Origin of the sequence: Flavobacterium sp. (genome assembly GCF_049318325.1) — a bacterium.
Taxonomy (GTDB): Bacteria; Bacteroidota; Bacteroidia; order Flavobacteriales; family Flavobacteriaceae; genus Flavobacterium.
On record NZ_JBMOGQ010000068.1, the window covers coordinates 1 to 11,455 of the forward strand.

Below are 11,455 nucleotides of genomic sequence, written 5' to 3' on the forward strand. Positions count from 1 at the left end.
CAATTTTTTGCTTTTTTTATGGTATTTATATACTTAATATTTATTCATTATTTTTCCGGAGACCTTAGCGGAAAAGATAGTTCTTGTTGGTAATTTCAAATCTAATTAATGAAAAAATATATTAAATTATTTATCATTATTATACTCCTTTTTGGAGCAAAAATTATTTTCGACAAAATATATTACAACGGTAAAAAAATAGATAGTTTTAATAACGTGTCAGTTTATTATAATGGGAATCCTATGAATATTAAAGGTAGAAATCTAACAAAAAGCGGTTATAATCTTGGTCTAAAGTATCAGTGTGTTGAATTTGTTAAACGTTATTATTTTGAGCATTTAAATCATAAAATGCCTGACAGTTATGGTCATGCTAAAGACTTTTACAATAGAGAAACTAATGATGGAGAATTAAATATTAGCAGAAATTTACTTCAATACAAAAATCCTAGTTTTTCAAAACCTAAAGTGAATGATATATTGGTTTTGGATAAAAGTACCTTCAATAAGTTTGGACATGTTTCGATAGTATGTAAAGTAGATGGAAATTCAATAGAAGTAATTCAACAAAATGTATTTTTAAATACTAGAGACAATTACGACTTAAAATTTGTTGATGGCAAATGGGAATTAGATAATAAAAGGATTTTATGTTGGCTGAGAAAAGGTTAATATCAGAAATGTTTTTTTCACAAAATGGGAAAAGAGAAAGCAATGAAGACTATTTAATCCATCATCCAAATAAATTTTATGCAGTTCTGGATGGTGTTGGGGGAAATGGAAATGGCGAAATAGCTTCAAAATTAGTTGGAGAAACCGTAAAAGAATCACTTTTAGAATCTAAGTCTATTACTGAAGCAATTGAAGAAGCTGAAAAAAAATTAAGTTCATACAAAACAAAATTTCCTTTAACTGAACACATGGCAACTACAATTGCTGTTGCTGAAATATTAGAAAATAGCATTCTAATATCTTGGGTTGGAGACAGTCGAGTTTATCAATTTCGTGATGGTAAAATAATGTTTAAGAGTTATGACCATACTTGGGTTGCGAATGCTGTTAAAAAAGGCGTTTTAAGCTCCGTGGAGGCACTTTTTCATCCTAGAGCTAATCAGCTTACGAAATCTATAAAAGATAGCTCAAAACCTGTAAAATTAGAACAAGTTTTAATAGACGATATTCAACCAAATGATTACTTTTTAATTTGCAGTGATGGGATAACAGAATCATGGATTGATTCTGATTTAGAAGAGCTATTTTCTAGTTCATATTCCTTTTATTATATTGCATCAAACCTTGAAAAAGAGTGCAAAATTTATTCTGACGATAATTATACAGCAATAGTATTTCAGATTGATTAATACTCGTTACTTTGAGAAAATACTTTTCCCATACTTTAATTCATTATACCACAAAGCATCCCTATGTATTTTATAACGCATTTTGTTATCACTGACAGTGTAATGAACATAAGTTTCATCAATCTTTATAATTCTGGGATTTAGTTTAATTTTTTCCTCTTCGTGATATAAAAGATTTTTGTAAAGTCTAAAATTTGAATCTCTTTCAAAATCATTTAAACTTGGTTCCGAAAACCAAACAAAATTACCATCTTGGACAATAATACTTTGAAGCCAATTGATGTTTTTACAATGAGGATGTGGTTCATTTATTAATTCTGACACTTCTCCTTTAACACCTTTTGTCAACATTTCTTCAATAAAAACATAATCTAGTTCATTAATAAATCCATTAGGAATAAGAACTTTTTCGACAAATTCTTCTAGTCTATATGGGGGAGAGTTCATTTCTGCTGTGATTAAAAGATTTCCATTAGTAACCCCTGAAAAATTGTGTTTAATAGAAAATTCCGCTATACTACCAAATTTTTTAACAACACTTGAAACTTTAATAATAATAGCTGAAAAAACAATTTTTTGAAGGTCTGAATCGTTATATATTATCATAAGAAGTATTTAATTATGCTACTTTTTTTAATTTAGTTGAATCTTTATTAAATTCGTTTAATTCTCTAACATACTTTTTAAAGTTACTCCAATGTCTTTGAACAGTTGAACGTGAAAAAATATTTAAATCAATCACAGATTTTTGAGTTATTTTTCCAAATAGTTCAAAATCCCAATTTTCTATTATTTCGTAAATTGCAACTTCGGTTTCTTTAGTTCTTTTTGCTCCTACAATTGCACCTGTAATTTTCGATTTTTCTGATTTTGTTAGTTTTTTGTTGGGATTAAATAGAATTAATCTTTCTTTGTTGTGGTGCATTTTTAAACTACCTTCTTTACGTTTATTAATTACACTTGTAATAACTGAGTTTATTTCTGTTTTTGTTAAATTTGGGTTCATTTTTTTATTGAAATAAATACTTTTATTAAATAAATAATCTTTTCCTAAATGAGGATTGAGTAGTGCAAATTGACTTAGTATTCTAAATAAAAAGTTATTTCGATTGCCCTTTTCTACCCCATTCCAAGGCATATATGGAGCACAAATAGTTACTTTATCTTCAAAATATAAATATTCCTTGTCGTAATTATCTCCAACAAAATATTCGTATGAATTATCAATTCTCTCTTTTATTATAGGGATATTTGTAAAAGCTTCACTTAGTACTATACATTCTTTTTTTTCTTTTATAATATTAAGTGAAGCTTTTTTACTATTCTTACACTCATAAACCCTTGAACCAGTATTACAATATAGGGAGGGGTCATAGCTCAATACGTTCTGCTGTATAGCTTTACGGGCACCATCATCAACTTTAACACCTAGTATTATACCAAGTGAGGCATAAACATCTTTGAAGTTGTCTAGGGTTAGGTTGTCCGCCTTTACTAAAATACCATACCCTGTATTGGAGAGAGACCGCCATTTAGCGTAAATATACTCATTATGAGGGATTTCTATATTATCATCCACATCAATATAAATCAATCCAGTTGGACGAATAACATTTTCATCTTTGGCATAATCTTCATAAAGGAAGTTAAATCTAAATGTGGGTAAAGCGGTGGTTTTTATATTGTCATATTCAGGATGTCCTTTACCAAAATATCTGGCTTTTTTGATGTTTAATAGGTTTTCATCACCGTACTTAATTTTATTTAACATATCTTCAACAGTTATTTTCCCTATTATTGAAGGCGACTTGCAATTTTTAAAATGATTTATCCAATAAACTTTGTTTTGGTTGTCTTTAAAATCATTAAGCTTTATTATTTTACTTGAATTTTTCATTAGGTTATTTTTATTTATAAAAAGACAAAGCAATGCCTACGATGTTACAAACACCGCTAAATCTTATGAGTTAATTTTAAATTACTAAATTGGGAACTAGCCTAAAAGCTAATAAAAAAGCTTAAAAAGTCAATACACTTTGAAGCGACAACAAATAAATACAATTGGTAAATGGGTTTTGCAGTAAAAGAACACACTGCTAAGAAAACAGACAGGTTTTGCCATAAATACGTTTTTCTTTTAGTTAAACACTCACATCTTTTTTCCACCTTACATACGCTTACGCAGGTTGGCATAGGATTAACCTAACTCTTGATATTTTTGCAAAATTACAAAAAAATACTGGATTAGGCAAGTTTAAAACGCTAAAAATGAACGTATAGTGAATTGTAGTTGTTTATAGAGTATTTGAATACTATTTTTATTTCTATTAAAAAGTGGCAGGAAAGTGGCAGGAAAGTAAGTAAAACACTTTTGTAATAATTTTGAAAATTGATTATATTTCATTAAATTTGAATATCAATAATCAGCTACTTTTAACCTGATAAAGCCCTTAAAAATGCTATAAGTTGTTACCTTTCAAAGAAAACAGCAAAAAAAAATCCTCACATTTCTGTGAAGATTTTAGTAGCGAGAGAGAGATTTGAACTCTCGACCTCAGGGTTATGAATCCTGCGCTCTAACCGACTGAGCTACCTCGCCTAATATTGAATTTCCTAAATACTTCACTGATTTCTATTTGTTATAATAGTTAAGTGGCACATCTTCGGCTTAATTGCGGGTGCAAATATAAAATTAATATCAATGGTTACAAACTTAAAGGGTTTATTTTTTTTATTTTTAGAAAAGGTTTTTTTTTTGATTTTATATTCTATATATTTCCAAAAAAATTTGTTCAATCATGATTAATAAAATACGTTATGAACTTGAGTTTCCATTAAACTCATCTCCTCAATTACTATATCAATATATTTCTACACCTTCTGGTTTACAGGAATGGTTTGCTGATAATGTTAATTCAAGAGGGGAGTTTTTTACTTTCACTTGGGATCATGTTGATGAAAATGCTCGTCTGGCCTCTAAAAAGACAGGTGAGAAAGTAAAGTTCAAATGGGTTGATGAGGATAAAAAAGATACCGAATACTATTTCGAGTTAAGAATTTTGGAAGACGAAATTACGAAAGACGTTTCCTTAATGGTTGTAGATTTTGCAGAGGAAGATGAATTAGAGGAATCAAGATTATTATGGGAAAATCAAATATCCGATTTAAAACACGTCATAGGTTCTGTTTAAAATCAATTTTTTAAAAGTTATATTTGTCCCGTCTTGTTCTAAAACCGAGACTGGATTTTTTTATGATTAATTTTAATGGTGTAATTCAAGATTCGGATTTGCAGTTAACAGTTTCTAATAGGTCATTCCTATATGGCGATGGCATTTTTGAAACTTTGAAAATAGTAAACAATAAAATACTATTTTTTGAAGATCATTATTTTCGATTAATGGCTTCTATGAGAATTGTGAGAATGGAAATTTCAATGACATTTACCATGGAATATCTTGAGGAACAAATCTTAAAACTTGTTGGGTTATTGGCTATTCAAGATTCTGCACGAGTACGATTTACTGTTTTTAGAAACGAAGGCGGATTTTATTTGCCAAATGATAATTCAATTTCATTTGTGATTCAGGCATCTAAATTGGAAAACATAAGGTATAAAATTTCTAAGATTCAATTTGAAGTTGATTTATATAAAGACTTTATTGTTCCAAGACAATTGCTTTCAACGCTCAAAACAGCTAATAAAATTACACATGTAACGGCAAGTATTTTCGCCAAAGAAAATCAACTGGATTCTACTTTACTTATTAATGAAATCAAAAATGTAATAGAAGCAGCAAACGGAAATCTGTTTATGCTGATGGAAAACAAATTGATAACTCCACCTATATCTGAAGGATGTTTGAACGGAATAATGAGGAAACAAATTATCTCTTTGGCTAAACAAATTGATTCAGTCGAAGTTATAGAAGATGCTATTTCTCCTTTTGATTTGCAGAAAGCGGATGAACTATTTATTACCAATGTTATTGTTGGAATTCAACCCATCACAAAATACCGTAAAAAAGAATTTGAAGTTCGTTTAGCGAATCAGTTGTTAGAAAAATTGAATGCTTTAATAGTAGCCTAATTCAATATCGGATTTTCAGGTGCGTTTGACCAAATTAAATAATCTCCTCCAAGTTCCAAAATTTTCTCTTTCCAAAAATGGGCAGATGCTTTACTTAGAATTTTGTTTTTATATGTATTCTTTATCAAAATCCATGAGTTAGATTGCATTTCATTTTCTAATTGTTTTGAATCCCAACCAGTGTATCCCAAAAAGAAGCGAATATTTTTTTTCTTAATAACACCTGTATTGATTAATTCTTTGGTGAATTCAAAATCGCCACCCCAAAATATCCCATTAGAGATTTCAATACTATTCGGAATTAAATCTGGGATATTATGAATAAAATATAAATTGTTTTGTTCTACCGGACCACCATTATATATTTTGAAATCGGAGTCAATCTCGGGAAGTAAGTCATTAATAGTGTATTTGAGTTGTTTATTTAAAATAAATCCAACCGAACCTTCAGAAGTATGATCAGCTAACAAAATTACAGATCTATTAAAAGATAAGTCGCCAATAATAGATGGCTCGGCTACTAACAAATGCCCTTTTTCTAATTTTTCTGCAATCATCTTGGATTAATTTTTATTAAAGTTGCTAAAAAAATAATTAGTAAACAAATTTCTGAGAACTAATAACAAAAAAAACCATTCCAAATTAATGGAATGGTTTATATACTATTTGAGTAAAATTCTTAGTTTACTGATCCGTCTAATTCTGCACCAGCTTTGAATTTAACTACATTCTTAGCAGCAATTTTGATAGTTTTTCCTGTTTGAGGGTTTCTTCCATCTCTTGCAGCTCTTTTAGATACTGACCAAGATCCGAATCCTACTAAAGATACTCTTCCACCTTTTTTCAAGGTGCTTCCTACATTTCCTAAAAATGATTCTAAAGCCAATTTAGCAGCAGCTTTTGTTATTCCAGCGTCAGCTGCGATTGCGTCGATTAATTCTGATTTGTTCATAATGTTAGTTATTAATTGTTGGTTAAACATATTGTTAATGAAAACAAATTTAATAGGAATTCCTTACCGCACAAGCTTTTTCGTTTTTTTTTCAAATATTTGTTGATAACTTGGTTCATTTGTTGATAAACCTAATGTTTTTAATATGTTTTTGAATATAAAAACGCCATGAGACCTTATATTGCTTGAGCATTTTCTGAAAAAGCTATCCCGTTTAGTAGCTCATTGACCTGCATTTTTTTCTTTCCGGGAAATTGAATGCTAATTATTTGGACGAAACCATCTTTTACAGCAATTTTAATTTCCTTTTTGGTTGTGACTATAGTGCCTATATTATAGGTGTGATTTTCAAAAATAATTTTTGCTTCATAGATTTTTACATTCCATTCTTGACCACTATCTTTAAAATAACACCAAGCTACCGGATAGGGCGATAGTCCACGTATTAAGTTATAAATTTCAGTTGCCGATTTGGTCCAATCGATTTTGCAGTTTTCTTTATTGAGTTTATGAGCTGTTTTTATTTCTGGATTATCTTGCTGAATTGTGGTAACGACAGTGCCTTTTTCTATTGACTTTAAAGTATCAATAACGGTATTACTTCCTAAAACCATAAGCTTGTCATGAAGTTCTCCTGCATTTTCATTTGGACTGATTTCGATTGCTGCATTTAAAATCATCGCACCGGTATCAATCTTGTCATCAATAAAGAAAGTAGTGACTCCAGTTTTTGTTTCTCCATTAATAATAGCCCAATTGATTGGAGCCGCGCCACGATAGTTTGGCAGCAATGAAGCATGAAGATTAAAGGTTCCTAATTTTGGCATTCTCCAAACTACTTCCGGCAACATTCTAAAGGCAACTACAATTTGTAGATTCGCATTTAATCTTAGCAGTTCGGCTAAAAATGTTTCGTCTTTAAGATTGGTAGGCTGCAATAATTTCAGATTATGCTCTAAAGCATATTCCTTCACAGCCGAATATTTAATTTTTTGGCCACGACCGGCAGGTTTATCAGCAGCAGTAATTACTCCAACAACTTCATACTTGTTTTTGATAATTGTATCTAGTATGCCAACTGCAAACTCAGGTGTACCCATAAAAACGATACGCAACTTTTCCATATATGCTGAATTTAATTCAGTATCTTTTTTAAAGAGTATAAATTATTTGAATTGATACTAATGATATCGCTTTCCAAAAGATTCTGAAGCGCAAATATAACATCGTCTTTCGGAAGTTTCGTCAACTTTTGAATATCTCTTGAGTTAAAATCCTGCATTTTCAATAAAGCAATAATTTTCTCCGAATTCGTTACCGGATTTTGTTTCTTTTTATTTTTGGAAATGCAATAGGAGCAAATACCACAATCGGCTGTAATGGTTTCTCCAAAATACTGCATCAGTAATTTCTGTTTACAGGTTTTAGTTTCTTTACTATAATCTAATACTGCTCGAAGTTGTTCAGTTTTCAATTTGTTTTGTGCTTCCAGATGTTTAGACACTCTGTTAATGGTACGCTCGTCTTCCCGAACTTCATTGAAGGTAATCGTGGCATCATTATTTTTAGCAATCAAATCAATGACTTGCTTTTCATTTAATTTTTGTAAAAGCGAAAATACCTGCTTTTCTGTACTATTTGATTTCTTAGCAATCAATGTCGAATTAAAAGCAGTTTGCATATCATAAATTCCGGGATAGGTCCTAAGAATGGTTAAAATGATTTCTTCATCATTGGGATTCAAACTCATATATCGAATCAATTCTTTGGATGGAATGATAAACTGAATGCTGACTTTTTCTGAGAATTCCTGCGATAAATTAATCACACCTTGTCTGTCCAAAAATTGTAAAGCATTGTAAGTTTTCAGTATTGGAAAATTATATTTAGCACAAAACTGATTCAGATTAAAACTAAATTGTTCGTCAATACCTTCTCCATAAGCAATTTGGAAAAAACTGCACAATTTGGCAAATACCAAATTCAGAAATGTTTTATCTGGTAAAACACCTAAAAATTGTGCCTCGGCATGCAAAATATCTGTTGGATTGTTTAGTAGAATGGCAAATGCTTTTTCGCCATCTCTTCCGGCACGACCGGCTTCTTGGTAATAGTTTTCCAGGTTTTGAGGCAAATGCAGATGGATAATGGTTTTTACATTGGCTTTGTCAATGCCCATTCCAAAAGCATTGGTGGCAACGATCACCTGAACTTTTTCTTCCATCCAAAGTTTCATGTGCTTTTCTTTCTCTTTTGCAGTTAATCCGCCATGGTAATATGTTGCAGTAAATCCTTGGCTTTCCAATTGATGAACCGTTTCCAGACAACTTTTTCTATTAGTAACATAAATGATGGAAGGTTCCGGATTTTTTTGTAAAATTTGTTGCAAAAGATACAGCTTGTCTTCGGTTTCAAAAACCATGTACGCAATATTTGCCCGGTAAAATGATTTAGTGAAAATTTGAGGATTATCAAGCTTTAATTGGGTAATAATATCTTCTTTAACTCTCGAAGTCGCTGAAGCGGTCAAAGCCAAAAAAGGCACTTTCGGAAAGTATTCTTTTAACTGTACAATTTTCAAATAAGCAGGACGAAAATCGTGACCCCATTGAGACACACAATGCGCTTCATCAATAGCGATTAAGTTTATCGGCAGGTTTTTTATACGTTCTAAAATCCAATCGTTTTGTAATCGTTCAGGAGAAAGATATAAGAATTTATAATTTCCGAATTGGCAGTTATCCAGTAAATCAATAATGTCATCGTGATAAATTCCTCCTGTTAAAGCGATGGCTTTAATTCCCTTATTTTGCAGATTTTCAACCTGGTCACGCATCAAAGCAATTAATGGCGAAATGACCAAACAAATTCCTTCCTGCATCATGGCTGGCACTTGAAAACAAATCGATTTTCCACCTCCTGTTGGCATCAGAGCAAAAGTATCTTTTCCGTCCAAAACGGATGCGATAATTTTTTCCTGTGGCTCGCGGAAGGTATCGTGTTTCCAGTATTTTTGGAGGATTTCTGAAGCTTTATTCAAGTGATGAGTTTTGATTTATTCCCTTTGACTGTCTGTCTGCCGACAGTTAAACGCTCATGTTGAGAGCAAATTGATGTATCAAAGATATAAAATAAGATTTGGTTACTGTTACAGTAAAAGTGTATTATTGCAGGTGGTTTAATATAAATTCCATTCGCTTTTCAACGCTTCCTCTTGGCACTTCGATTAGGTTGTAACCATACTTTTGGTAAGTTTCTAAAAGATGATCGAAAATAAGTTTGGCTTGTTCAAAGTTTTCATAACGTGCTTCATCACTTTCGTATATTTCTTCCCATGGCGGAAGTAAAAAAACTTTAGAATAAGTATGTTCTCTACTGGCTTGATCAAAAAAAGCGGGGTAACTATCACCAATATAATGCATGTAAGCCAAAATATCAGGAATGCCTCGGTCTAAAAATACGATTTCAGCTTGATCTTGTGAGGCTTGTAAATATTGATTTTTTCTACCTTCCAATAGTAATTCGCTAAATAATAAAGGCTTTTCAAGAAATAATTGTTCAATACCTTGCTTTTTAGCTTCGAGTGTAATTTGACGTGAGATTTCAGGAAAACACGCATAACCCTGTTCGATAAATGCATCGATAATTGTGGTCTTCCCAGTGCCTGGACCACCAGTTATTACTATAAGTTCTTTTTTCAAGTTTTTTTAAATGAAGGGCAAATTTATTGAAACTAATTAGAATACTGAAAGTGTTTTGACTTTTATTTTTTACTTATAAAAACTATTTTTTCTAAATCTTAGAAACCTACTTCAAAAATCTAAAAGCAATACTGTATATTTGCTCTTATTTTGTTTAAAATGGATAATAAGACAGAAGAATTTTATATTAGATTGCGAGAGGAATTGAACAATACTTCAGAATGGCCTAGCGAATATTTATACAAGTTTATTGTGCCAACAAGTCCAAAAAAAATTGAAGAAGTAGAAAATGCTTTTGACAATATTGGTGCTGTAATTAAAACAAAACAATCAAAAAACGCAAAATATACTAGTATTTCAATAAATGTGATGATGGAAAGTCCGGAACATGTCATTGAAAAATACATAGAAGTATCTTCTGTACAAGGAATAATATCATTATAATGGCAGAGAAATATATTAAAGAAAATGCAAACGAAGTGGTCTACCATTTGGAATACAACGCCGAAAGACCACATTTAATAATTCCTGAATATGGACGTCATTTGCAAAAATTGATTGACCAAGCTACCGCAATTGAAGATAAAGAAAAGCGTAACAAAGTGGCAAAATATATCATTCAGGTTATGGGAAGTTTAAACCCGCACTTGCGTGATGTTCCCGATTTTCAACACAAATTATGGGATCAGATATTTATCATGTCCGATTTTAAATTAGATGTAGATTCTCCTTATCCAATACCAACCAGAGATGTAATTCATCTAAAACCGGAAAGGTTAGCATATCCTCAAAAAAATCCGAAATATCGTTTTTATGGGAATAATATAAAGTACATGATTGATGTGGCTAACAGTTGGGAAGAAGGTGAAATGAAAGATACCCTGGTAAAAGTAATTGCCAATCACATGAAAAAGTCTTATTTGAGTTGGAATAAAGACACCGTTACTGACACTGTTATTTTTGAACATCTCTATGAATTGTCGGGTGGAAAATTAAATTTACTGCAAAGCACCGAAGAGTTGTTAACCACAACTGATTTGCTGCGTACCAATAAAAAAATGTCCAATAAAAACATGCCTGCTTCTAATCCGAATATTAAAACAAATAAAAACGGGAAGAAGCCGTTTATAAAGAAAAATAACAATAACAATAATCCAAAATAGTTGTCTGTTATCCGTTGTCTGTTATATTCATTAACCGACACCCGACAACCGACAACCGACAACAAAAAATATGGGAACTTTTAAAATAGAAGGAGGAATCCAATTAAAAGGTGATGTACAGCCACAAGGTGCAAAAAATGAAGCATTGCAAGTTTTATGTCCGGCATTATTAACTTCAGAAAAAGTTA

13 protein-coding genes, 1 tRNA gene and 1 riboswitch are annotated in these 11,455 nt (G+C 31.1%); of the genes, 6 read left to right on the top strand and 8 right to left on the bottom strand.

The window, feature by feature from the left end; all coding sequences use genetic code 11:
• Positions 1–108: 108 nt before the first annotated feature.
• Both ACOYLP_RS07340 and ACOYLP_RS07345 read left to right on the top strand, forming a co-directional pair.
• Positions 109–672, top strand: coding sequence for a CHAP domain-containing protein (locus ACOYLP_RS07340; RefSeq protein WP_422855533.1), 564 nt, complete (start codon positions 109–111; stop codon positions 670–672).
• The gene (locus tag ACOYLP_RS07345; protein ID WP_422855534.1) at positions 651–1,361 is read left to right on the top strand and encodes a PP2C family protein-serine/threonine phosphatase; all 711 of its coding nucleotides are present in this window, start codon (positions 651–653) and stop codon (positions 1,359–1,361) included. Before ACOYLP_RS07340 ends, ACOYLP_RS07345 begins: the two co-directional genes overlap by 22 nt.
• A 6-nt stretch (positions 1,362–1,367) precedes the next feature.
• Here the strand turns inward: ACOYLP_RS07345 and ACOYLP_RS07350 are convergent, their stop codons facing one another.
• The 3 genes from ACOYLP_RS07350 to ACOYLP_RS07360 form a co-directional block, all read right to left on the bottom strand.
• Positions 1,368–1,967: a hypothetical protein gene (locus ACOYLP_RS07350; protein ID WP_422855535.1), complete on the bottom strand. Its 600-nt coding sequence runs from the start codon at positions 1,965–1,967 to the stop codon at positions 1,368–1,370.
• Positions 1,968–1,980: 13 nt separating this feature from the next.
• The gene (locus tag ACOYLP_RS07355; protein ID WP_422855536.1) at positions 1,981–3,132 is read right to left on the bottom strand and encodes a primase C-terminal domain-containing protein; all 1,152 of its coding nucleotides are present in this window, start codon (positions 3,130–3,132) and stop codon (positions 1,981–1,983) included.
• Positions 3,133–3,484: 352 nt separating this feature from the next.
• Positions 3,485–3,582: riboswitch (SAM-I-IV-variant riboswitch) on the bottom strand.
• 304 nt (positions 3,583–3,886) lie between these two features.
• Positions 3,887–3,960: transfer RNA gene (locus ACOYLP_RS07360), tRNA-Met, on the bottom strand.
• A 199-nt stretch (positions 3,961–4,159) separates the two neighbouring features.
• On the opposite strand from ACOYLP_RS07360, the gene ACOYLP_RS07365 reads away from it, so the two are divergent.
• Positions 4,160–4,552 (top strand): START-like domain-containing protein, encoded by a 393-nt coding sequence (locus ACOYLP_RS07365; protein ID WP_422855537.1) that lies wholly within the window; start codon positions 4,160–4,162, stop codon positions 4,550–4,552.
• Between the two features lie 62 nt (positions 4,553–4,614).
• On the top strand, positions 4,615–5,451 hold the full coding sequence (locus tag ACOYLP_RS07370) for an aminotransferase class IV (RefSeq protein WP_422855538.1): 837 nt from the start codon (positions 4,615–4,617) through the stop codon (positions 5,449–5,451).
• On the opposite strand, the gene ACOYLP_RS07375 is transcribed toward ACOYLP_RS07370, so the two are convergent.
• From ACOYLP_RS07375 to ACOYLP_RS07395, 5 genes are all read right to left on the bottom strand, one after another.
• Positions 5,448–6,008, bottom strand: a complete 561-nt coding sequence (locus ACOYLP_RS07375) for a YqgE/AlgH family protein (protein WP_422855539.1) — start codon at positions 6,006–6,008, stop codon at positions 5,448–5,450. The genes ACOYLP_RS07370 and ACOYLP_RS07375 overlap by 4 nt on opposite strands.
• A gap of 122 nt (positions 6,009–6,130) precedes the next feature.
• Positions 6,131–6,403: an HU family DNA-binding protein gene (locus tag ACOYLP_RS07380; RefSeq protein WP_324470064.1), complete on the bottom strand. Its 273-nt coding sequence runs from the start codon at positions 6,401–6,403 to the stop codon at positions 6,131–6,133.
• Positions 6,404–6,579: 176 nt separating this feature from the next.
• Positions 6,580–7,527, bottom strand: a complete 948-nt coding sequence (fmt, locus tag ACOYLP_RS07385) for a methionyl-tRNA formyltransferase (RefSeq protein WP_422855540.1) — start codon at positions 7,525–7,527, stop codon at positions 6,580–6,582.
• A gap of 11 nt (positions 7,528–7,538) precedes the next feature.
• Positions 7,539–9,443 carry a RecQ family ATP-dependent DNA helicase gene (locus tag ACOYLP_RS07390; RefSeq protein ID WP_422855541.1) on the bottom strand — a complete coding sequence of 635 codons (1,905 nt, stop codon included), beginning with the start codon at positions 9,441–9,443 and terminating at the stop codon, positions 7,539–7,541.
• Positions 9,444–9,567: 124 nt separating this feature from the next.
• On the bottom strand, positions 9,568–10,104 hold the full coding sequence (locus tag ACOYLP_RS07395) for an AAA family ATPase (protein WP_422855542.1): 537 nt from the start codon (positions 10,102–10,104) through the stop codon (positions 9,568–9,570).
• A 159-nt stretch (positions 10,105–10,263) separates the two neighbouring features.
• Here ACOYLP_RS07395 and ACOYLP_RS07400 point away from each other — a divergent pair, with 159 nt between their 5' ends.
• Positions 10,264–10,548: a DUF493 family protein gene (locus tag ACOYLP_RS07400; protein WP_422855543.1), complete on the top strand. Its 285-nt coding sequence runs from the start codon at positions 10,264–10,266 to the stop codon at positions 10,546–10,548.
• The gene (locus tag ACOYLP_RS07405) at positions 10,548–11,267 is read left to right on the top strand and encodes a DUF4290 domain-containing protein (RefSeq protein WP_422855544.1); all 720 of its coding nucleotides are present in this window, start codon (positions 10,548–10,550) and stop codon (positions 11,265–11,267) included. The genes ACOYLP_RS07400 and ACOYLP_RS07405 overlap by 1 nt, the downstream gene beginning before the upstream one ends.
• The last annotated feature ends 188 nt before the right edge of the window (positions 11,268–11,455 follow it).